The organism is Parvibium lacunae, from assembly GCF_003335215.1.
GTDB classification, from domain to species: domain Bacteria; phylum Pseudomonadota; class Gammaproteobacteria; order Burkholderiales; family Burkholderiaceae_D; genus Parvibium; species Parvibium lacunae.
This window is the reverse complement of the sequence record NZ_QPGB01000004.1, coordinates 194,367-217,549: the sequence shown is the minus strand read 5'-3', so window position 1 is coordinate 217,549 and position 23,183 is coordinate 194,367. Positions and strand designations below refer to the sequence as shown.

The window sequence follows — 23,183 nt, the reverse complement described above, 5'->3', positions numbered from 1 at the left end:
GGCCGAGAGCCGTGGCTTGCCCAAGGGCATTACAGTCGATAATGGTCCAGAATTCGTCAGCAAGGCGTTGTATGAATGGGCCTATGCTGTTGGCTTGCAATTGCGCTTCATTCAACCCGGCAAACCATAGCAGAACGCTTATATCGAGAGTTTCAATGGCAAATTCCGCGACGAATGCCTGAATGAACACTGGTTTATGTCGATGCGTCATGCCCGCCAGCTTATCGAGGCATAGCGACACGACTACAATACTCAGGGGCCCCATAGTGCCATCGGCTATCAAACCCCTGATCAGTTTGCAGACAGTTTTTTAACCGCAAACTCTACGTCCAGTTCGGACTAAGTTGGGGAGCAGGTCAACTGTCCTTAAAAAAAGGACGGCTAGTTTGTGATTGGTAAAAGTCAGAGAACAATAAATTATTCTAGCCTGGCCCCTTTAATCTTCATTCCTGAATTCGCCATATGATTTATCTTTAATAATCTGTAAACCGAAAATCTATATTAATCGTTGACGTGTGGGTTAAGATACTAACTACGGGGGAGCTTTAGATGAAAAGACCGCAACGATTAAAATTACGGTATAAGTGGCTTGCTATCTCAATCGTCATGAGCGTACCCACTGCGTGGGTGACACTCTCTATATCTGCCCTATATTTTTGGCAAACTGGGTTTCAGCCCTTAAAAGGGTTTGCGCAATATATTGCACAGCTACCTTTGATCGTACAGTTGATCAATCTAATACCTCAGGGAAATATTGCAGGTATATTTCCTGCATCTTATGTCGTGTTATTGATCATGATTATTATCTGTGGCTTGTGTTGGAGCCGTTTTCACCATCATCAAAAATGGTTGTTGCGCGAAGATGAACAGCGAGAGTTAAACGATGTTTAATTACAAGCTACAACCGCTTTTTTACCCCCCAATATGACTATTTCTGCCAGAAGCTATAAAAAAGCTTAGCGGTGCCCGAGCCTGCGCAGAGCCAGCCAAACTGGCTAAGCGGTTGCTTGCCGCAAGGGTATATTCCTGCGCTATGATGCGCCCATGTCTACCCCAACTTCTATTTCCTCTGAGCCCACTGCGGTGATTGTAAACCCCTTGGATGCCCTGCATCTACGCGCGCAGATGCAGGCACTGGATGCTGGTTTAGCAGCACAATTGGCGCTAAGCGTCGTCGCAACCACCGGCTCGACCAATGAAGACCTGCTTGCCCAAACCCGACCGGCGGCACCTCTCACGTGGGCAGCGCGGTTGGCAGAAAGCCAAACCGCTGGCCGTGGGCGGCGGGGGAAAACCTGGCTTGCGGCACCTGGTCATAGTTTAACCCTGTCGTTGGCGTGGTATCAGGCCCCGGCCTTGGAACGCTTAAGCGGGCTGGCGCTGGTCATCGGACTCGCGGTGCGCGAGGTATTGCGGGAGGAGGGCTTGGATTGCCAATTGAAGTGGCCAAACGATATCTGGCTACAGCAACAAAAAGTGGGGGGCATTTTGCTGGAAACCACGGGCAGCGCCAGTGCGCCCATCGTCGTGATTGGCCTGGGTTTAAACCTGCACTTGCCCACGGCGTTCAAGGCGGCAATTCCGCAAGCCATTACCGCACTGGATGAATGGATTATTGTGCCTGAGCGTAATGCCCTGGCTGCGCGTTTGATGATTCGCATCATGGCGTATGCCGAGCGCTTTGCCGCCACAGGGTTTACCGCTTTCCAAGCCGACTATGCGGCGGCGGATGCGCTTATGGGTCAGGCAGTCTGGCTACGTGGCAGCACCGATCAGCCTGCTTGGGCACTTGGGGTCGATGAACAAGGGCAATTGCAGGTTAGCGATGCGCCCCCTGGCGACCCACGCGGCACACTCAGCGTTGTGAATGCGGGTGAGGTCAGTTTGCGCTTACGAGGCCAAGCCTAATGCGCGCACTCACCGCCCCTGCTCTGTTGCTTGATGCGGGTAACACCAGGCTCAAATGGGCCCTGGCGGAAACCTGCCCAGGCCTGCTCAGCAGCCCCTGGCTGGCGGCCGATCACTGCGGGGCAGTCGTCGTTGGCAGCAGCACCATGGCAACCCTGGTGGAACAACTGGCCGCACAACTGATGGGGGTTCTCGCAGGGGCGGCGCCCAGGGCAATCGTGGTATGCGGGGTGCGGCACGCAACGGCGATGACGGCGTTGGCTCATGAGTTACAACAGCGATGGCCTGATGCTGCGTTTAGCATGATGAAAGCACAGCCTGAGTTTATCTCGCCGGACGGAACGAAGAAATTGCATTCGCCGTATCACCCTAGCGGCAGTTTGGGGGCAGATCGTTGGGCGAGTTTGATCGGCGCAATGCAGGGCCTACCAGACTCGATACGGTATGCCGTGGTCGTCAACGCAGGCACGGCAACAACCATTGATGCGTTGTGCTGTGAGGCGCTAACGGCAGAGTCGGCAAGTGGCGCAGCCGCTGGCAAAACAGCGATATGGCGGCATGGTGGCGGGCAAATTTTGCCAGGTCTTCGGCTGATGTGGGAGAGTCTGGCGCAAGGCACCGCCAACTTGCCGCACCCCGATGCCGATGCGCATGCACCCCGCGCTATCGGCTGGGGCCAAAACACCGCGCAAGCTTTGGAACAAGGCGTCTGGGATGCCCAAATTGGGGCATTGCTGTTAGCATTAAGCCGGGTGAGCGCGATGCCACTCACCCCAGCCAACCCTGTCAGCACCACGCCGGTCGTCGCACTTATTCTTGCCGGTGGGCATAGCCAGGGGCTGTTAAAGGCGCTGCAGGACGCACATTTATCTATGCTAGAAAAGAACCTGCCGGGTGTGGCCGCGGTAACGCTTTTGGCGGTACCAGAGTTAGTCTTGCGGGGGTTAGCCTTTGCTATACCGGCGGCCAGCGCACCGGCATGAGTGGGTGTCGCTAACGTAAGGTTTTGTTTTATTTGGGGTCATGATGCGGGTTATCTTTGTTTTATTACTGCTGGCCAATGGGCTGGTCTGGCTGATTGCACAAAACTATCTCGACCCTGGGCCGAATTGGCGCCCCGCAACGCGTGAACCGCATCGGCTCGACTCGCAATTAGAGGCCGAGAAGCTGCTGCCGCTCGATGCGGCAAGCTATAGCCAGCGCTTGCAACAAGCGAAAACCGCCAGTGTTGCTGAGAAAGAGGCCTCGGAAAAAAATTCGACCCCCAGCGATACAGAGACGGAATCAAACCCGCCAGCGACCAGCGTCGCGGCTAAACCTGCGCCAGAAGGGCTGGTTTGTGTCGAGATTCCGGCACTGGATGAACCAACGAGTAAGCGGCTCTTGGCGAGCTGGCAAAGCCTCAAGCTGGGCCAGCGTTTGCAGCAAAAGCGGCAGCCAGACAATACGCAGTGGTTGGTCTTTATTCCACCCCGCCCAGACCGCCCTGCCGCCGAAAAAAAAGTGGCGGAACTGAAAGCACTGGGGATCCAGGAAACCTATATTTTGGGTGACCCTGGCCCATTGCGTTGGGCAATTTCTTTAGGGATTTTCAGCAATCAGGAAACGGCGCAGCAATTTTTGCTTAAGGCGCAAGAAAAAGGGGTGAAGACGGCCAAAATCGGCCCGCGTAACCCTGATGCGGGGAGCACCACGCTGACGCTGCGCAAACTCAATTTAACCGAATGGGAAAAGATACAAGTCGGTCTCAAAAATGTTAAAGGCTGGGCCAAGCGTGATTGCTGAAGCCAGCCAGGTACTGATTCGTATCCGACTGATCGCTTTGCCTCCCGAGCCGGCAGCCCGAACAGCGGCCTTGCGTGTCATTCAAACCGACCCAGGACGGGAACAGACCTTGTGCGTGGTGGTCGATAGCAGCGACAGCCCGCCGGGTATCCCACTGCTGGTCCATGCGGTTAGCCAGGCGACTGACGCCGCGGGCTGGTCGCGTTCGCCGGCATTGCGCGCTTATTGCGCCTGCTGTCCGCAAGTGCAAGGCTTAGTCGCGGTACTGCGGCAAGCGCAGTGGCGTTTTGCGCGAGGTGGGCAGCGCCTTTTTACACACGTCACACTGCTTTACCCCATTGAATCAGATGCGGCCATCCGTGAGTTACTCGACAACATCGCGCTACAGGGCCTAGGGTATGCGCTGGCTTAAAACGCGTTGGCTAAATCGGATTACAATGCCATGCAAACGATTTCAATATAACTAAATTTTAGTACTCGGAGACGACGGCCCTCAACCCCAAACTGGGTGACATTTATGAAGCCGCTTGATGTACTGACTTTACGTTTGATTGTGCAAACTGCCGATTCGGGTTCCTTTACTGCCGCTGCAGAAAAAAGCCATTTGGTGTTAGCGGCGGTAAGTAAACGGATCCAAGAGGCCGAGCAATCTCTGGGTATTAAGCTATTTACTCGGCAATCGCGCGGCGTGATCCCCACTCCCGCAGGGCATGTGATCATTAAGCATGCGCGTACGATTCTCGATTCGCTCTACCGCTTAGGGACTGATGCACAAGCTTTCACGGCGGGGCTGCAGGGTATCGTTCGGATTGCGGCGAACACCTCTGCGGTCTGCGGTTATCTGCCAGAAGAATTCGCGCAGTTCGTTGTGACAAATAAAAATGTGCAGATCGATTTAGATGAAGTCACCAGCGAATCTGTGGTGAATGGGATTGTGGCGGGTCAATATGATATTGGGATTATTGGCGAAAATGAGCCGCATCCGGGACTAGAAACCTTTCGCTATCGGGCTGACTTTCTGAGCGCTGTTTTGCCCGTGGCGCACCCGTTCGCAAAGCATGCGCAAATTTCTTTCACTGTCCTCCAACAAGAGACGTTTATTGGCTTGGAAATCGGCAGCTCGATTCACAAATTAATCCGCAATCATCTCGGCAGTCAGATTAACCTACGTATGCATGTTCGTAGCTTTGATGCTATGTGCAGAATGGTTCAAGCTGGCCTGGGGGTGGGGATTTTACCTACGCACATGGCCCTCAAACATGCAGCCTCCATGTCAGTTTGTGTGCTGCCTTTAAGCGACGAATGGGCGGCGCGGCATCTGCTGGCTTGCTGTACCTCGACCGCCGCATTGAGTGCGGCTGCAAGTACCTTTTGGCAGCAATTGAAAGCGGGCGTCTGCCTTCACGACTGATTAAGTCATCCTTGCCGATTGATTGATTTACCTGGGCTGATGGCCTTTCTATTATGTTGGCTTGCCATCACGCTGGAATCTGCATGTCCCCTGCTGCCCCACCTCCTTCCGCCACGCCTTTGCCGCTGGCTGGCATCAAAGTGCTAGAGCTTGGTCAATTAATCGCTGGCCCTTTTGCGGGGAGAGTCTTGGCCGATTTTGGCGCCGAGGTCGTCAAGGTTGAGCCGCCGCAGACAGGTGATCCCTTGCGAAACTGGCGGGTGTTACGCAATGGCACGTCATTGTGGTGGCAAGCGCAATCCAGAAATAAGCGCTCTATCGTCATTGACTTAAAACAGCCGGCAGGTCAGCAACTGGTTCGCGACATCATTCATGAGTTTGATATTTTGATCGAGAACTTCAAGCCCGGTGCCTTAGAGGCATGGGGGCTGGGCTGGGATGAGCTGGTCAAATTAAATCCACGCCTGATCATGTTGCGCATCTCTGGGTATGGGCAAACGGGTCCTTATAGCCATTTACCAGGATTCGGCTCAATTGGTGAGGCAATGGGTGGCTTGCGCTACCTGACGGGTGAGCCCGGCAGAGTGCCCGTGCGTACGGGTGTATCGCTCGGCGATACGCTCGCCGCATTACATGCCGTGATTGGTTGTTTACTGGCGCTGCAGCAAGTCAAACAGAGCGGGGCGGGGCAGGTCGTTGATGTGGCACTCTATGAATCGGTATTTAACATCACGGAAAGTTTGCTCTCTGAGTACGATGCGGCGGGAGTTGTGCGCGAACCTGCGGGCAGTGCGCTACCTGGTATCGCGCCCTCAAATGCATACGCCTGCCAAGATGGTCATTTTCTGATTGCCGGTAATGGCGATGGTATTTTTCGCCGGCTCATGACCGCTATTGGGCGCGCAGATCTGGCAGCACGCCCTGACCTGCAAGACAATGCGGGGCGGGTGGCGCATGTTGTGGAAATTGATCAGGCGATAGGTGCTTGGTGTGCTTCTAAAACAATCGCTGACGCCCTGGCAATACTCGTTGCAGCGAATGTGCCCGCAGGGCGTATTTATACAGCTGCAGACATTGCCAATGACCCGCATTACCTGGCCCGCGACATGATTTTGTCACTTCCCACCCTTGAGGGCGAGGCGGTTGCTGTTCCCGGTATTGTTCCAAAATTAACGGCGACCCCAGGTTGTGTGCGTCACCCCGCGCCGCGCCTAGGGCAAGATACGCGTGCGATCTTGACTGCATTGGGCATCCCTGCCCAGCGTCTAGATGCTTTGCTCTCTGCGCACGTCATTGCAGAATCATTGGAGCACTAGCCTCATGAACCGCATCAAACTCAATGAAGTTGTTATGCGTGATGGGTTGCAGAGTGAGGCCACCCTGCTCTCGACGGCAGATAAACTGCGCTTACTCAATACCTTGTCAGCGCTTGGCTTTGCAAAAATCGAAGTGTCGTCTTTTGTTTCGCCTAAAGCGATTCCGCAGCTAGCCGATGCCGAAGCGGTCTTTCAAGCCATGGATCGCCACCCAGCCACTCGCTATACCGCACTAATTCCAAATATAAAGGGGGCTCAGCGTGCAGCAGCTTGTTGCGTGGATGAATTTAACCTGGTGATGTCGGTTTCGGCGTCACATAACCAGGCCAATTTGCGCATGAGTCAGGCCGATTCCTTTGACCAGCTCAGTGAGATCACCGGGTTGGCGAGGCAGCAACAGATAGCACTTAATGTGTCACTCTCTTGTGCCTTTGGTTGCCCCTATGAGGGTGACATACCGCTGACAACGGTCACGAGCTGGGTAGAGCGCTGGCTTGCGCAGGGCGTGTCGGCGATTACCTTATGCGATACAACAGGCATGGCGTATCCTAGCCAAGTTGATCTGTTTATCTCTCACTTAACGCAGCATTATCCTGAACTGGCGTTAACACTCCATTTTCACAATACGCGTGGCTTGGGTTTGGCAAATTTGCTTGAAGCTTATCGACTGGGCATGCGTTCCTTTGATACCTCGCTGGGCGGACTGGGGGGTTGCCCATTTGCCCCTGGGGCAACCGGTAATGTCTGCACAGAGGATGTCGTTCATGCCCTGCAATTGGAAGGGGCCGACTGCGAGATTTCGCTCCCGGCTTTACTCCAAGCGAACACCTTACTGAAAACGCTGGTGGGGCATCCGCTGGTCAGTCAGGTTGGTCTGGCAGGGTCGCGTCTGCACAAACCGGATTCAACAGTGTGATTGCTAAATGCATTAACCTAGAGGGACAAGGAGTGGCTATGAGCTAGAGAAATCGCCGTGAATAACTCACCTTATCAAAACTACAATCAGGAGACATTGCAATGCAATATTCTTTTATTTGCCGTTCATTGGCAACGCTCTGGTGCCTTTTCGTGGCGAGCGCCAGCTTCGCTCAATCGTTTGATCGCCCCTTTACGATGGTCGTCCCTGCACCGCCCGGCGGTACCGCAGATTTAACCGCACGGGCCCTGGCCGAGCCGCTGAGTAAGGCCATCGGTCAGCCAGTTATTGTGGAGAACAAAGGCGGCGCGAATGGCATCATTGGTGGCAATGCCGTTGCGCGGGCCAAAGCGGATGGCTACACCCTACTGATGGAGTTTTCTGGCTTCCATACCATGTCGCCACACTTGGTTAAGTTTCCTTACGATCCGCTCAAGGATCTGCAAGCTGTGGCTAATGTGGTGATTGCGCCGCAAGTCATGGTAGTGCGCGGCGACTCCCCCTTCAAGACTGCTGCCGATCTGATTGCTTATGCTAAGAGCAACCCTGGCAAACTAAACTATGCCTCTTCCGGTAACGGCTCGGTGCAGCACATCACGACAGAGTTATTTGAAATAGAAACCCGTTCTGCCATGGTGCATATTCCCTATCGCGGCACAGGGCCGCAGTTATTAGGGTTACTGGGCGGTGATGTTGACCTCACCATGACCACAGCCCCCCCCTTAATGCCCCATATTCAGAGCGGGAAAATGCGGGCCTTGATGGTGACCAGTCGTCAGCGCTTGATCGCTTTGCCTGATGTACCCACCGCAGCCGAAGTGGGCATGCGGAATTTTGAGGTTGCTTCGTGGTTTGGGGTGTTCACAACAACCGGCACGCCGATGCCTTTCGTGGAAAAACTCTCTGATGAGATCCGTAAAATTGTGACCAGTGCCGAATTCCAGAAAAAGATGGAAGCGCAGGGCGCGATTACCCGTTACATGAACCCAGAAACCTTTGCCGCTTTTGCTAAAGCGGAATCAAACCGCTGGGCCGAGGTCATTAAACGCGCGAACATCAAACCCGATTAATTTCGATGACTCGCTAGCCTCTTAACCGAGGCTTTCTGTTTAGCGCCTATTGAAGTAAACACTTAATTATATTATTGTTAAACATTCGCTCAAAAGGTGAACCCTGCCCGTAGTCATGCGGGCCCCGAAAACACGATTTTTGGATACGCTTATGTCTGCTTATTTCTTTACTCCGCTTTTCTTTACGCGACCATTGCGCTGGCCGCGCGTCAGCAAGCCTATGACAACAGATTGCGAGCGCCCTTTAGCGCTTGCCACGCCGAATATGCGGCAACGCAATAAATCTGGTTATTGGCAAGTCGCCCAAACGCGCCGATAACGTAGCCAAACAATATAAGGTCAAGCGCTTTGCCAGTAGCTTGATCTGTCTATGCCATCACGTTGTACATCAAGAGTGACAAGGAGTGCATCACATGCAGCTAAATGAATTGGCTCATGGTTTAAGTTTGGATGACAAATACACCGTTCAAACAGGCCGCATTTATCTTTCCGGCATTCAAGCCTTGGTCCGCCTGCTGCTGCTACAAAAGCAGCGCGACCAAGCAGCAGGCCTGAATACCGCTGGGTTTGTTTCTGGCTATCGCGGCTCCCCTTTAGGCGGCGTAGATCAGCAACTATGGAAAGCCCGTCAACATCTGGCCAAGCACGACATTCAATTTACGCCAGGGCTGAACGAAGACTTAGCCGCCACCAGTGTCTGGGGTAGCCAGCAAGTCAATCTCTATCCTCAGGCGAAATATGACGGGGTCTTTGGGCTTTGGTATGGCAAAGGGCCGGGGGTGGACCGCTCGATGGATGTGTTAAAGCACGCCAATGCTGCGGGCACCAGTCGTCATGGCGGGGTGATCGTGGTCTGTGGGGATGATCATGGCGCCAAATCATCAACCTTACCGCACCAGTCTGAACATGTGCTCAAGGCAGCCGGGATTCCGGTGTTTTATCCCGCAACGGTACAAGAGTATCTGGATATGGGGATCCACGCCTACGCGATGAGCCGTTACACCGGGTTATGGGTGGGCTTTAAGGTGGTGACCGATGTGGTAGAAGCCTCAGCCTCGGTGGAGGTTGATCCGCTGCGCGTCAATCCCCTTCTGCCGACGGATTTCATCTTACCGCCCGATGGCTTGAATATCCGCTGGCCGGATACCCCCCTGGCAATGGAAGCGCGACTGTTGGATTACAAGTTATATGCTGCTCTGGCTTATGCTCGGGCGAATCAGTTAAATCAAATAGTGATTGATTCTCCACGCCCCCGATTAGGCATTATGACGGCCGGGAAGGCCTACTTGGATGTCCGTCAGGCGCTGGATGATCTAGGCCTGGATGATGGCCTGTGTGCGGAATTGGGTATTCGCCTGATGAAAGTGGGCATGACCTGGCCCTTGGACGCACAGCATGTGCGCGAGTTTGCGACTGGCCTGGAAGAGATTCTGGTGGTAGAAGAAAAGCGGCAATTACTGGAATATCAAGTCAAAGAAGAGCTGTACAACTGGCAAGAACATGTGCGGCCCAAAGTGTATGGCAAATTCGATGAAAAAGAGGGGGGGGAATACGCGATCCCGCAAGGCAATTGGCTATTGCCTGCGCATGCCGAGCTTTCCCCCGCGCTGATTGCAAAGGCCCTCGCACGCCGCTTGGAAAACTTTTCTTTACCCAGCACGGTGCGAGAACGGATTGCGGCGCGGATAGCGGTGATTGATGCCCGTGAACGCGCCTTGGCAGGGGCCACCCCACTGACGTTGGCGCAGCGGCAACCGTGGTTCTGCTCTGGGTGCCCCCACAATACCTCCACTCGCGTACCTGAAGGGAGCCGGGCAATCGCGGGCATCGGGTGTCACTACATGGCGATGTGGATGGACCGCAGCACCGAAACGCCAACCCAAATGGGCGGCGAAGGCGTTACCTGGATCGGCCAAGCACCATTCACCCACGAAAAACATGTGTTCGTCAATTTGGGAGATGGCACGTATTTTCATTCAGGCTTGCTGGCGATTCGGGCGGCGATTGCCGCAAAGGTTAATCTGACCTACAAAATTCTGTACAACGATGCGGTTGCCATGACCGGTGGCCAGCCGGTTGATGGAACCCTAACGGTGCCACAACTGGTGCAGCAGGTGGCGGCGGAAGGCGTCGCTGAAATTGTGTTGATGAGCGATGATATTGAGAAGTATGCCCAAACCTCGTTCGCCTCGGGTTCGGTGCCATTTAGTGTGCGCCATCGTGATGAGCTAGATGCAGTGCAAACCCGCTTGCGGGAGTGCGCTGGAACCAGTATTTTGATTTATGACCAAACTTGTGCCGCAGAAAAACGGCGGCGGCGCAAAAAAAACACCCCAGAAAAAATCGTCTTTCCTGACCCACCACAACGGGTGGTGATTAATGATGCCGTCTGCGAAGGCTGCGGTGACTGTTCAGCCCAATCAAACTGCCTTTCCATTGAGCCCTTGGAAACGCCATTCGGACGCAAGCGGACGGTTAACCAATCGAGTTGCAACAAAGATTTTTCTTGCCTGAAAGGCTTCTGCCCGAGCTTCGTTACGGTGAAAGGCGGTAAGGTTCGCGCAGCGAAAGGCTTGTCGAGCCTGCCCACCCCCTCTCAAGCAACACCGCAAGACACCTGGCCTAGCCTGCCAGAACCGACATTGATTGATCTCGACCAGCCCGCTGGTTACGCTTATTACAAGTATGCCTATGGCATTTTGGTAACGGGCATTGGCGGCACCGGGGTGGTTACCATTGGCCAGCTTCTGGGTATGGCGGCGCACCTGGAAGGCAAAGGGTGTACCGTGCTAGACATGGCTGGCCTGGCGCAAAAAGGGGGCAGCGTCTATTCCCATGTGCAAATCGCCAGCACTCCCGCCCATCTGTTTGCCACCCGCATCGCCACCGGGGATGCGGATGTGGTCTTAGGCTGTGATTTAGTGGTTGCGGGCAGCGATGAAGCGTTATCAAAAATGCAACCGGGCCGCACCCATGTTGTCGCCAATACCGGCGAAACGCCGACAGCCGATTTTATCCATCACCCAGATTGGCAATTTCCCGGCAACCAAATGGTTGAGCGCATTCAAGGAACCTGTGGACAAGCTCACGTCGCCCTGGTGAATGCCACGGAATTAGCGACAGCACTGTTGGGCGATGCGATTTATACCAATCCTTTTATGCTCGGCTTTGCATGGCAAAAAGGCTGGATTCCACTGACCGAAGCAGCCTTGCTAAAAGCGATTGAATTGAACGGGGCCGCCGTCGCCAAAAACCAGACCGCGTTCTTATGGGGCCGGCGGGCCGCGCATGATCTGGTTGCCGTGAAACGGTTTATCGCGCCGAGTCAGGTTATCGCCTTGGCACGCCCCACTGCGCAGCCCCCAGAAGAGTCGCTAGCAGCACTGATCGCGCATCGTCGTGATTGGCTCACGCAATATCAAGATGCGGCCTATGCGACGGGGTATCAACAATTGGTCAACGAGGTTAAACAAGCCGAGGAACGGATCTTTACTGCTGCGGGGGATGCCCAACCAGTGCGCGATTTGAGTCTCGCTGTTGCGCGTTACTATGCCAAACTGCTGGCTTATAAGGATGAATATGAAGTGGCTCGTTTGTACACCGAAACCGGTTTCATCGAGAAAGTAGCGAGCCAATTCGAGGGAGACTACCAGCTTGAGTTTCATCTCGCGCCCCCCATTCTGGGAGCACGTGATCCGCATACCGGGTTGCCCCGCAAGCAACGTTTTGGGCCGTGGATGATGAAGGGATTCAAACTTCTCGCCAAGATGAAGGGGCTGCGTGGGACCCCCTTCGATGTCTTTGGTTATACCGAAGAACGCCGTCGGGAACGCCAACTGGCGGTGGACTATGCGGCCCGCTTGCGTGCGGTCTTGACAGACCTAAGCCCAGCAAACTACGCGCTGGCGGTTGAGATTGCCTGCCTACCTGAACAAGTGCGGGGCTTCGGTCACGTTAAAGCACGGCATGAAGAAGAGATGCAGCAGACGCTGCATGCTTTGTGGGCAAAGTGGCAAGCCGCGATTGCAGCCGGGAGCACCGGTAAACAGTCAACCTGAAACAGGTTATTCACTCGCCCATTCTTGATTCGGCCGCAAGGGTGGCAAGATCGTCAGCAGCCTTGCGGTGCCGGTGAGGATCACGCCATCATCGCGAAATAGTTTGAATTGGAGGGGTAAGTATTGGTGGTCAGGGCTCAACCAGACCACCATTCCTTCTTCATTTTGGCGTTGCCCGCTGAGGGTCGTGAAGGCGACCATCTGGACAACCCCAAACGGGGTTTGCACCCCCTCGACGCCTTTATTTTGAACCGCGTATTGAACCAAGTCTTTGGCCGTGGTTGCAGGCACCACAAAGGCGGCGCCTGAAGTCTGCAAAGCGGGATTTTGCTGCACCAACAGCCCTAGCTGAATCAAGAAAGAGGGCAGGTTTTGCACGCCTGGCGGTAAACTCGTGGCTTTATTGCCCGCACTAAAAAGAATCTCTTGGCGTTCATGGGCATAGCTCACCCCGCGTAGACTTTTACGGTTGCCCACCCGATCTTCCCAGCGGCTAGGCTCTAAGCCAGCCGCACTTAATCGCCCCCGTGAGCGCCACATAAAACCCCAGGTCGTTTCTCGCAAGGTCACCGAAAAATCTTGCCAGTTGTGCTGCCATAGCAGCTCTGCGCTGCTATCAATACCAAATTGCCAACGATTCCGAGCTTGCAAGTCATACTCAATTTTGGTGGGTTGGGCGAGCGGTAAGCTTCCCATCAGCGGACCGCTCGGAGGAATTTCCAATTCTCTGGCACTTATCCCCGGCGGGGCCTCAGGAACGACGCTAGCAGGATCGATCTCGCTGGCGCTTTCTGCAGCGGCAGTCGTTGCAGAGGCAGCCGGGGGGTTGCTTGGCAGCGGAACCGCTGACGGCCTAGCAATAGCGCGGCGAGGTGGGGGAACGGGCGGAACCCCTGAACTGGCGGCAGGCGTAGGCGGCGCAGGTAACAAACTCACCATCTTGACGTCACTCACCGTGAGGTCAGCGGTCACGGGCAAGCCGATGCGTAACTGACTGACAAGCCATACCGCGCTGTGTATCAGTAGCGACAACGACGCCGCACTGAGGATCAGCGCCAGTGGCCAGCGGCGAGTCGGTAGTGCAGCACGCGAAACAGAGAAGGGGGCTGACATCCAATAACCCTACGTAACGGCACGGTTTGCGCTCGTGCCTTAAGTTTTCGATAAAACACCCGAAGAATCAGTTAGATTATGGCTGATCAGGCGGGTGTTGTGCAAAGGCTGCACCTGGCCGTAAATCGCCGCTAAATGACAACTGACCCTACGCCACTACTGGCTGGCGGCCAAGTGAAGTGGCACACTAGGGATTGGGTACGGGCCAAGGGGTGCCCGGAAAATAAAGAAAGAGTATCAGCCTGCCTGAGTAAGGCATGATGCCAAGGAGAATCATTGTGAGTATGCACCGTTTATCACCGGAGCATTTGCAGATCGACAAACCCTTGCCGTGGGATGTTTACGACGCGCAAGGCCAGCTCCTGCTGCGTAAAGGGTATCTGGTTGAGAAAGATCGCCAGATTGAAATGCTGCTAGAGCGCGGCATGTTTGTGGACGCCGAACAATTCAAAGCCTCACGCGACGACGACAAACCAGCGGCCCCAGTCTTTAACCCCTTTTGGTTATGGGATGATATTTTCAAAAAGCTGACCCGTATTTTGAAAAATATCGAGCAAGTGGACGACTTTGCCGACAGCATCGAAGCAATGGCGTCTTTGTTGCAGTTTTTAAGCGATAAAGATGCCGATGCGGGTATTAGCGTTCTGTTGCTATTGGATACGGGTAAATATCCGGTCGCGCAAAGTCTCCACACCGCCGTAGTTTGTGAGCTGGTTGCCAAGCGTATGGGGTGGAGCCAAGCCGATCGGCTCTCACTGGTTTCTGCCGCCATGACCATGAACGTTGGCATGATGGAACTGCAAGGCTGGCTGGTTAATCAAAACACGCCGTTAACGGATGAGCAACGCCAGCAAATCAATCATCACCCCCAAGTCAGCCATGACATGTTAAAAGCGGCCGGGGTCACCGATTCCAAATGGCTCACGGCTGTTTTACAGCACCATGAGCGACGCGGGGGTAAAGGCTATCCACACAAAGTCATGCAGCCCGACCCCATGGCAGAATTGATTCACCTGGCTGATGTGTTTTGCGCCAAAGTCAGCCCGCGCGCCTATCGCAAGGCGTTGGCACCGAATCAGGCAGCCAAAGAGTTGTTCCTGGACGATGGCGGTGAAGGGAACCCCTTACCGGCGATGATCATCAAGGAAGTCGGTATCTTCCCCCCAGGCAGTTTTGTAAAACTGCAAAATGGGGAAACTGCGGTGGTTGTCAGGCGGGGTCAAACTGCCAATACGCCGATTGTCTTTAGCTTGGTAAGTGGCCAAGGTGTGCCATTTGTTGAGCCGATGCGACGCGATTCTTCGCGTAAAGACTATACGATTGTCAGCATCGTGCCCAAAGATAAAATCATGATTCGCTTAAACCCCGCTAAACTCTGGGGTTACTAAGCCGCCGTAACATGACGCCCAGCCTCTATTGACGATATTCTTGACCACTATGTCTGATGCTTCAGCCTCCCCTTTTGCTGCTTTTAATTTTAATGATGGGATGGCCTTTGCCAAACAATTGTGGCAAGGGCTGCCAACAGGTGCCCTTGGCAATGGCTTTGGCAGCTTGAGTCACCCGCTCAGCCCAACGTTAGATATCGCAGAGCTAGACAAACGCTTACAAGATTTACGCACGGTGGAACACTGGCTTAATCTTAATCTCACCATGCTACGCAGCACGATTCAGGCCATCGAAGTTCAGCGCGGCACTGTTGCTGCCCTGCAATCGTTTTCAGATGCCTTAAAAACGGGGGGGATGCCAGCACCCCCCGCAGCCGCAGCGCCAGCGGCAGAAACACCCACCGACGTACCGCCCCCAGACAACCCCAGCGGCTCCCTGTTTGATGCTGCACAGTGGTGGCGGCAGTTACAGACCCAATTTACCGATGTGGCGCAGCAAACCCTGGCCGCCAGTCAAGCGGGGTTAAGTTCTACTGGGTTAGCCCCCAGCCAGGGGGCCTCAGCCGCGGCGGCTCGTGCCAAGCCAGCCAAAAGTCCCGCGCGGAAAGCAAGATCTACCACCGCTCCAAGCCCATCCGGGCGCCGCCAGTCTCGCACACGCAATCCACGCTAAAGGCTGCCGTAAAACAGCCGAAATAGTTGCAGGGGCTGCGCCAGTTCATCACAACCGATGAACAACGAGGCGCGCGGCATGTTGATCAATCGCTGCGGCTGCAGCACGCTATCCGTTGAGACCGCATCATGCAATTTCGCTCTGGACATGCGACCCATCCCAATTGGCGCATGGCGGCCGAGTTGGCAATTAGTCAGTTAGGCAGTGCCCAGGAGGCACAACAGCTCGGCCAACGGGACTGGGTGGGCTTTGTCTATTTCACCGAGCCCTTCTTTGCGCATGCGGCAGAGCTAATCAAACATTTACGGCAACGCACCGGGGTCCAAGACTGGGTTGGCTCTAGTGCCACCGCTGTTGCTTGTGGTGGTGCAGAATATTTGGATGAGCCCGCAGTTGTCATCATGCTGGGGCATTTTCCGACAGGGAGCGTACGCCCCTTTTCGGGCCTGCAGCGCCCCCCTCAGCGCGAAGAAAAAAATGCGCAGGGTAATTATCTGGCGCACAGTGCCCTCGCGCATGTTGACCCGGCTACCCATGATATTCCTGAGTTATTCACTGACATGGGGCATAAATTACACAGTGGTTTGGTCTTTGGCGGCATCAGCAGTGGTCGGGAGCACACGGCTCAAGTGGCGAATACAGTTTTTTCTGGCGGCATGTCAGGCATGATCTTTGCCGACTCCGTGCGCATGATTACCCGTGTCTCGCAAGGCTGCCAACCCTTGAGTCCAATCCGTAAAGTAACGGCCGCAGAGGGGCATTTTCTGTTGGGTTTAGATCAGCAACCGGCACTTGAGCAACTCCTCAGCGATCTCGGCGGCGGCAGCGGCCAAATCATCAGTGAAAAATACTTGGGTAAGTTGTCGCATGGCCTGTTTATTGCTCAAGTCGATAACAATACCAGCGGCCAAGGCCCCGCCGATTACTTGGTCAGAAATGTGGTGGGGATTGATCCTGCACGTGGCAGTCTTGCAGTAGGCCTGCAATTAGAAGAAGGCGACAGTATTTTCTTTTGCTCTCGCGATACCGATGTTGCGCGTGCCGATCTGATTCGAGTTTGCACTGAAATCCGCGATGAAATGGAATCTGTCCATGCGCTGACGGGCGCCTCCATCAAGGGCGCGCTCTTTATCTCCTGTGTCGGTCGTGGGGCCAATCTGTTTGGGGAGATGGGTGCTGAAGTGCGCTTAATTCAATCGCAGCTGGGCGACATTCCCTTACTCGGCTTTTATGCGAGCGGCGAAGTTGCGCGCAGCCGGCTTTACACCCACACCGCCGTGTTGACAGTCTTTTTCTAATCAAGCAGGCGTTTCCAGCGCTGACTCAGCCAAGAATGGTGTGCCGTAATCCGGGCAATCGCCCAGCCTAAAAACCCGCCTAATACAAATGCCGAGAGAAAAGGCCAGGCGCCATAGACAACCCAATATTGGTGCAGTACCAAATACAAAAATAGCAGGGGCATCATTAACCACCCAGATAAACCACTGCCGGCATGCTGCCAAGCGATTTGGGCATAGTGCCAAATGGGTACTAAGGGCTTGGTGACGACAATATCTAGCAGTAGGGGTGGGACAGCAAACAAGCCCCCTATCACGAACAGCGCGCACAACAAGGCAGGAAAGCCATTGTCAAAAAACCGCGACAGGACGCTTGAGCCGAGTTTCAATACAAGCACGGTCAGTAAAATGATGGCGAGAGTGAGTGGGGCAGTAATTGCATACACCTGCCAGAGTTTTTCCAGTTCGGTTGCACCTGCTAAGCCGGGAGAAGTCAACTTGGCCACCCAGGTGGGTAAGCTTAATGTCGGCAAGGCCAAAACCGTGGCAACCCATGCTGCCCGGCGGCGAATGAGTGCCCACGTGGCCGCCCATGCTTGCGCTGCTTGGTCTGCCTGGGTGACTTGGGGGTTAAGTGGGTGGCCACAATGCGGACACGTATGTGCTGCTGGACTCACTTTGCCACCGCAGGCGGGACACCCTAACAATGTCACGGATAACCTGTGCAGCTGTCGCCGTTTGGTGCGAGACTGGGCCACCGCTATTGCGTTATCTGTTACGTTATCTCGCGAAGACTGAGGTTGTACCATAGTTACTGATCCATCAGAGAAGGCCCCGCCCCATTTGCGGCCAGTTGTAATCCTAATGTTCGTCGCAACGCTTTATTTTGGTACATCTGTTGATCTGCCACCTGCAACAAACTCACGGCGTTTTGTCCTTCTTCTGGAAACATAGCAAATCCTAAGCTGGCACTGATACGCAACCAATTGCCGTCATAGTGAATTGGTGCGTGGAAAACGGCTTCTAATTTTTGCACAATTTGCTGTTTCGCAAATAAATAATCCCCCTCCGTCACCAGAGTAAATAGCGCTGCGAATTCATCGCCACCAATCCGCGCAACCATATCATCGGCCCGACAATGTTCGGATAGGCGCTGCGCGATCTCTTTCAACACATGATCGCCCGTGAGATGACCGTGCTGGTCATTAATCATTTTGAAACAGTCAATGTCAATCACGGCCACTAAGCAGCGTTGCTGATTTCGGGTTGCCCGCGCCAGAACTTGGCGATTTTGATGTTCCCACAAACGACGATTGGGAATTTGGGTTAAGGGGTCCAGATAAGCGAGCTGAGTCATCTGTTCCTGCAACGCGTATTCTACGGTGACATCGCGTAAGGTCAATAATTCATAAGATCGATGCTGAATGCTTAACGTTCGCCAGCTAGGTTCTAAGCGCAAGGTTGTGGGTGTACCCACTAGGGTATAGATCCAAGGCTGGATGGTGGTATTAAAGAGTTGGGTCAGCGGGGCGCCCAAGATCTGTTCCGAGGGACGCTGTAACAACCGTAATAATGCTTGGTTAGCAGTAACGATTACTTTTTCTGTGTTCAGCAGACAAACGCCGACGGCGATTTCGTCCAGCACCTGTTGCAACATCTCTTTATGTTGCTTGTTATGCTGATAACGCCGATAGAGCAGATAAACAATCAAAACGCCGTTAATGATTTCCAACAGGAACATCCCCAGCAACTGCCAACGGATCTTTTGTGCGCGTTCCCGAGACATGACCTCGATTTGGGTGGTCAGCGCATTCATTAAGGATAAGAGCTCCCGATTAGATGCCAAAAAAGGGGGGAGTAAGAGCACGACTGCATTTGGACTACTGGCCTGTAAGCTTTCTAGCTCTTGTTTATGTTGCAACCATAATCCGGTTGCGCGTAACAGCAGTTGTTGTGTCACTACATCATCGATCGGCTCAAGCTGAATGAGGCCTTGCTGACCCGTCCGGGTTTGCCCTCCACGCATTAGGGCCTGTAAGGTTCGCTCGAACAATTGGGCTGCCTCGCGTAGCTCTTGGTCTGCGCTAACTTGCACTTCGGTTGGGAGGCTAGGCTGGGTTAGCAGCACCATCGTTTTTCCAATCTGCTGGGTCAACATCCGTTGTCGACCCGCCAGATTAATGACAGCAGCATCGGCTTCTAGCGCCTGCGCCAACTGGACATTCAAGTAAATTAACAGCAGCTGTAACAGGACAAAGCTTAAGAGCGCCAACCGCAGCAGCGTTCGCGAAGAGCGAGGCAAAGGAGGAATATGCATAAGCCCGCACCCAATCCACTTGGGCAAATACCCAAGTAAAGGAAAAGGGTCTAGCTTACCGAGTTAAGTAAAAAATTACCAGTCAAGCCGCAACAGGATTGACCTTAGGTTCCGATCAGGCCTCCATCCACCCGCCGAATGGCAATCGTGGCAGAACGCGGGCGGCCGCCCTGCGGGCCGTCTGGCCAATTACTGACTGCCTGAGGTCGGCTCGGATCGCTGCGCTCACTCGGACTTTCGCCAGGATGCTGGATATTCACAAAGAGCGTGCGGCCATCACTGGCAAAGGCAAATCCGGTAATTTCACACCCACGCGGGCCAACTAAAAAGCGGCGGGTTTCACGGGTGCGGGGATCTGCCGCGAGCAGCATATTGTTGCCAAGATTGGCATAGGCCTGTTTGCCCAGGGTGCTGGTTGATACATCGGTGGCAATCCACAGCACGCCACGGGCATCGAATGCCAGGCCGTCAGGGCTGCCAAAAGCATCGCCATTCACGGTCACGCGCGAATCGCGCTCTGGGTCCCCTGCCAACACAAATAATTCCCAGTCAAATTTTAAGGCCGCAGCATCCTGCTGGTTTTCACGCCAGCGAACGATTTGACCATAGACATTTTCAGCACGAGGATTCGGACCATCGACCGGTGATTTTTTACCACGCTCACTGTTATTGGTAAGCGTGACATACCCTTCGCCCGTTTGTGGATGCAGCGCAATCCATTCCGGTCGATCCAATTTAGTGGCCCCAACATTATCTGCTGCCATACGCGCATGGATCAGGATTGTCGCCTGATCGGCAAACCCATCAGCAACCGTCAAGCCGGGCAAGCCATGGATCAAAGGCAACCACTCGCCACGTCCATCCGCTTCAAAGCGTGCAACATATAAAATGCCCTCGTCGAGCAGATGGCTCGATAACCGCGTCTTTGACGTAAAGCGCTGGCGTGAGACAAACTTATAGAGATATTCGTTACGTTCGTCGTCCCCCATGTACACGACGACGCGTTTATCCTCGCTGAGCGTGACGGTCGCCCCTTCATGCTTGAAACGCCCAAGCGCCGTTCGCTTGATCGGCGCACGCTGTGGGTCGTAGGGGTCAATTTCAACGACCCAGCCAAAACGATGAGGTTCGTTCGGGTTTTGGCTGGCATCAAAACGTGTATCAAACTCATGCCAACGGTAGCCAAAGCCCTGTTTGTTCGTGATGCCGTAGCGAGCTTGGCTTGCGCTGGGCGCGGCGTCACCTAAGGCAAAGTAACCATTAAAGTTTTCTTCACAGGTTAGGTAGGTGCCCCATGGCGTCACCCCATTGGCACAATTATTAAAGGTCCCCAGTACCCGCCGCCCGCTTGGATCAGCGGCTGTTTGTAAGAGTGCATGGCCCGCAGCAGGCCCCCTTACCTCAATGGGCGTCGCGGCGGTAATCCGCCGGGCATAGCGACTCGGCTGAACTTGCCAACGGGCGTTCTCAGCCTGCCCTTGCTGCGCTATTTGCACAACACTCACGCCGTGGGCTGCCTGTGATTTTTTCACTTTTTCCGCAGACCATGCCTGCATCCCGTCGGTATGTAGCAACCCATCATCCACGTATTCATGATTCACGCAGAGCAGCCCTGCTTGGCTGCGGGCGTGATGGCGTGGGAGAGGAAACAAGTGCATACCGTCGTTGTGCATACCGCATTGTTTTTCTTGTTCAGCCGCAGTATTGCTCGCATCCGGTTTGAATACGGGCCCAAGGGTTGGCCCCTGAATAGAATCACCCCACGCATAAACCACTTCGTAGCGATATCCGGGAGGCAGCGTGACCGTATCTGCACTACTGACGGGCACACTGGCAAAGCCAAACAGCGGCTTAAAAGTGGAGGAGGTCACAGCACCTGAGGTTTGAGGCGTTGCCGCTACCGCATTAATCACCCCACCAGCCCACCAACCCAGCCATGCTGCCCCGGTCGCTTTTAGGTAATGTCGACGTTGTGCGAGCACATGGAGTGAAGGGGTGGGGCACTGATTGGGGGATGCCTCATCGGTGCTGTCAGTAAATTCATTCATGACCGGCAATTCGCAAAATAAACCAATTAGCGTAGCCAACTAGCGTGACGAATTGATGACAATAACGGGCCGCCAGTAAGTCCCTGGCAATGGCCCGTCCCAGCCCGCACGCTCGAATTAGGGCCGATCCACTGACATGCCAAAAAATGGTACGGCGGTATTGGTGGTGGTAACGACATTCCCACTGAATGTAATGCCCATAGCGCGAGTCTGAATCAATTCACTGAAACTATAGGTTATTCCCCCAATATTGTAGGTACCTGCAGGGCGATGACGTGTTCCTAAACGTGGGAAGTTATAGATGACCGTATCGACCCTGCCATCGCTACGATTACGTGTAACCGTACTACCGCTGATGCTGGTAACGGTATTGGTATATTCTGGACTGTTGGTTCCGGTGAAGCTACTGACGAGACCACTGCGGGTCGTTTGCGTTCCGACATCCCAGTAAGTCGATTGCGAGTTCAGCGCAGGCAAGCTCATTGACGTATTGCGTGTCATCACACCAATCACCGTTTGATCACCCATCAGCATCATTTTTTCACCGTTAGGGCTGCGGTAAGCGTAGGCAATGAAGGGCGTTAAAGAATTATCGATCACAAAGCCACCGCGCGTATTGTTGTAGCTCGTGGTTGCAGAGACAAAAGTTCCGCATGGCGCCGTGCCCGTACAGACTCTGGCGCTCATTGCCCCGGTTGCCGTATACACCACTTCCTCGAATGCGATATTCCATCCAGTCAGTGGGGCACTAAAGCGTCCAAACTCAATCGTATTCCAACTTCCCGCAATATCAGCCAAGCGTAACCGCTGCGCCGGCACAGCGATGCCAATTACCGGGGTAGGAGTGGTGTAGTGATACACCAGTACCCCACTGGACGAAATATAGGCTTTGCCACTTAATGTTCCTTCTGTAATCGTTGCCTCACAGGGATTTGCCGTCAAGGTTAAGGTACCGTTTCGCGTGGTGCTCCCTTCATAACTGGTCGTAAAGGTTCCCCCGGTAGACGTCAAATTCGGGGTCAATAGCCCGCGGTAGGCGCTACCAATATCGGCTGCCACAAAGCGATAAGGGATATTTCTGATCGCGGGACAGTTAGGGATGGGGGGCGCACTGAGCAACCTATTGATCATCGTATTGTCGCCACCTGCACCCATGTGCGCTAGCGCATTATTGATGGCAGTTAAAGTCGTTTGACCCGTGGTGCTGATACGAGTATTCAGTTGATCAATCAAGGCATCCAGCGCATCCTGCGTTACCCCGGGGGCGCTGGGACGAAATGCAGCATGGGTGAGGGGATTGGTTGCGCCCAGATTAATGGCGCCTGCAGTCGCGGTGTTTAATGCGGTGCTAACGGCGGCCACCGCATTGTTGATATTAGCGGTCGTAATCAGGGCAGACAGCGCAGACAAATTGCCTGCCGCATTTGAGGGTAAATCACCCGATAGATAAGCGACGGCCATGTCGGTTAAGGGGGAGATATGAATGGTGCTTACACCTGCTGGCGCCACCGAACGTAAACTCACACTGCCGAGGGTGGCCGTTAATACGCACGGCAAGCCCTGTGCAGTGAGGCTGTACAATCCATTGGCTGTCGTGGTTGCCGTGCTAGTTCCCCCCTGGCAGGTCGCCGTTACGGTTGCACCGGCCAATGCCGCGCCGGTTGCCGCATAACCCGACAAACTGGCCGGCGTCACCGGTGCTGGGGTTGTGCCACCCCCGCTGCCACCGCCACCGCCGCCACACCCGAGCATACCTAATGTAACGATACCGAACACTAGCCAGGTTAATTTCGCTGCCATTTTATTCTCCATTATCTGTCTCACCCGTCACCCGCATTAATTGACTTTTTTGGCGAAGTATACACGTGCAAGCTTATTTCACTGGTCAAAAAGGAAGCGTCAG

Annotated in this window: 19 protein-coding genes and 1 pseudogene; 15 read left to right on the top strand and 5 right to left on the bottom strand. The window is 54.2% G+C overall.

Going from position 1 to position 23,183, the window contains the following annotated elements; all coding sequences use genetic code 11:
* The 12 genes and pseudogenes from DU000_RS12995 to DU000_RS10150 form a co-directional block, all read left to right on the top strand.
* Positions 1 to 343, top strand: a pseudogene (locus tag DU000_RS12995) (integrase core domain-containing protein); the annotation flags it as partial.
* Between the two features lie 206 nt (positions 344 to 549).
* Complete coding sequence (locus DU000_RS10195; protein ID WP_147266997.1) at positions 550 to 891, top strand: hypothetical protein; 342 nt, start codon at positions 550 to 552, stop codon at positions 889 to 891.
* Positions 892 to 1,044: 153 nt separating this feature from the next.
* Positions 1,045 to 1,908 (top strand): biotin--[acetyl-CoA-carboxylase] ligase, encoded by an 864-nt coding sequence (locus DU000_RS10190; protein WP_114403304.1) that lies wholly within the window; start codon positions 1,045 to 1,047, stop codon positions 1,906 to 1,908.
* Positions 1,908 to 2,891, top strand: coding sequence for a type III pantothenate kinase (locus DU000_RS10185; protein WP_114403303.1), 984 nt, complete (start codon positions 1,908 to 1,910; stop codon positions 2,889 to 2,891). The genes DU000_RS10190 and DU000_RS10185 overlap by 1 nt, the downstream gene beginning before the upstream one ends.
* 43 nt (positions 2,892 to 2,934) lie before the next feature.
* Positions 2,935 to 3,693: a hypothetical protein gene (locus tag DU000_RS10180; RefSeq protein WP_147266996.1), complete on the top strand. Its 759-nt coding sequence runs from the start codon at positions 2,935 to 2,937 to the stop codon at positions 3,691 to 3,693.
* On the top strand, positions 3,662 to 4,105 hold the full coding sequence (locus tag DU000_RS10175; protein ID WP_114403301.1) for a hypothetical protein: 444 nt from the start codon (positions 3,662 to 3,664) through the stop codon (positions 4,103 to 4,105). Before DU000_RS10180 ends, DU000_RS10175 begins: the two co-directional genes overlap by 32 nt.
* A 105-nt stretch (positions 4,106 to 4,210) precedes the next feature.
* A complete protein-coding gene (locus tag DU000_RS10170; RefSeq protein WP_114403300.1) occupies positions 4,211 to 5,104 on the top strand; it encodes a LysR family transcriptional regulator in 894 nt (297 codons plus the stop codon).
* 83 nt (positions 5,105 to 5,187) lie between these two features.
* On the top strand, positions 5,188 to 6,420 hold the full coding sequence (locus DU000_RS10165) for a CaiB/BaiF CoA transferase family protein (RefSeq protein WP_114403299.1): 1,233 nt from the start codon (positions 5,188 to 5,190) through the stop codon (positions 6,418 to 6,420).
* 4 nt (positions 6,421 to 6,424) lie between these two features.
* Complete coding sequence (locus DU000_RS10160; protein WP_114403298.1) at positions 6,425 to 7,336, top strand: hydroxymethylglutaryl-CoA lyase; 912 nt, start codon at positions 6,425 to 6,427, stop codon at positions 7,334 to 7,336.
* A gap of 101 nt (positions 7,337 to 7,437) precedes the next feature.
* Positions 7,438 to 8,406, top strand: a complete 969-nt coding sequence (locus DU000_RS10155) for a Bug family tripartite tricarboxylate transporter substrate binding protein (protein ID WP_114403297.1) — start codon at positions 7,438 to 7,440, stop codon at positions 8,404 to 8,406.
* 151 nt (positions 8,407 to 8,557) lie between these two features.
* The gene (locus DU000_RS12750) at positions 8,558 to 8,725 is read left to right on the top strand and encodes a hypothetical protein (protein WP_158529684.1); all 168 of its coding nucleotides are present in this window, start codon (positions 8,558 to 8,560) and stop codon (positions 8,723 to 8,725) included.
* Positions 8,726 to 8,819: 94 nt separating this feature from the next.
* Positions 8,820 to 12,464 carry an indolepyruvate ferredoxin oxidoreductase family protein gene (locus DU000_RS10150; protein ID WP_114403296.1) on the top strand — a complete coding sequence of 1,215 codons (3,645 nt, stop codon included), beginning with the start codon at positions 8,820 to 8,822 and terminating at the stop codon, positions 12,462 to 12,464.
* Between the two features lie 6 nt (positions 12,465 to 12,470).
* On the opposite strand, the gene DU000_RS10145 is transcribed toward DU000_RS10150, so the two are convergent.
* Positions 12,471 to 13,577: a DUF3108 domain-containing protein gene (locus DU000_RS10145; protein WP_114403295.1), complete on the bottom strand. Its 1,107-nt coding sequence runs from the start codon at positions 13,575 to 13,577 to the stop codon at positions 12,471 to 12,473.
* Between the two features lie 284 nt (positions 13,578 to 13,861).
* Between DU000_RS10145 and DU000_RS10140 the strand changes: the two genes are divergently transcribed.
* From DU000_RS10140 to DU000_RS10130, 3 genes are all read left to right on the top strand, one after another.
* Positions 13,862 to 14,965, top strand: a complete 1,104-nt coding sequence (locus DU000_RS10140) for an HD-GYP domain-containing protein (RefSeq protein WP_240001873.1) — start codon at positions 13,862 to 13,864, stop codon at positions 14,963 to 14,965.
* Positions 14,966 to 15,014: 49 nt separating this feature from the next.
* The gene (locus DU000_RS10135; protein ID WP_114403293.1) at positions 15,015 to 15,638 is read left to right on the top strand and encodes a PhaM family polyhydroxyalkanoate granule multifunctional regulatory protein; all 624 of its coding nucleotides are present in this window, start codon (positions 15,015 to 15,017) and stop codon (positions 15,636 to 15,638) included.
* 128 nt (positions 15,639 to 15,766) lie between these two features.
* Positions 15,767 to 16,936 carry an FIST signal transduction protein gene (locus DU000_RS10130; RefSeq protein ID WP_114403292.1) on the top strand — a complete coding sequence of 390 codons (1,170 nt, stop codon included), beginning with the start codon at positions 15,767 to 15,769 and terminating at the stop codon, positions 16,934 to 16,936.
* Here DU000_RS10130 and DU000_RS10125 read toward each other — a convergent pair.
* The 4 genes from DU000_RS10125 to DU000_RS10110 all read right to left on the bottom strand — a co-directional run bounded on the left by DU000_RS10125 (position 16,933) and on the right by DU000_RS10110 (position 23,080).
* On the bottom strand, positions 16,933 to 17,628 hold the full coding sequence (locus DU000_RS10125) for a zinc ribbon domain-containing protein (protein ID WP_147266995.1): 696 nt from the start codon (positions 17,626 to 17,628) through the stop codon (positions 16,933 to 16,935). The two genes, DU000_RS10130 and DU000_RS10125, sit on opposite strands and share 4 nt — an antisense overlap.
* Positions 17,629 to 17,726: 98 nt before the next feature.
* Positions 17,727 to 19,232, bottom strand: coding sequence for a GGDEF domain-containing protein (locus DU000_RS10120; RefSeq protein WP_114403290.1), 1,506 nt, complete (start codon positions 19,230 to 19,232; stop codon positions 17,727 to 17,729).
* A 104-nt stretch (positions 19,233 to 19,336) separates the two neighbouring features.
* Complete coding sequence (locus DU000_RS10115) at positions 19,337 to 21,280, bottom strand: PhoX family protein (RefSeq protein WP_114403289.1); 1,944 nt, start codon at positions 21,278 to 21,280, stop codon at positions 19,337 to 19,339.
* 117 nt (positions 21,281 to 21,397) lie between these two features.
* Positions 21,398 to 23,080, bottom strand: a complete 1,683-nt coding sequence (locus DU000_RS10110) for a hypothetical protein (RefSeq protein WP_114403288.1) — start codon at positions 23,078 to 23,080, stop codon at positions 21,398 to 21,400.
* Between the last annotated feature and the right edge of the window lie 103 nt (positions 23,081 to 23,183).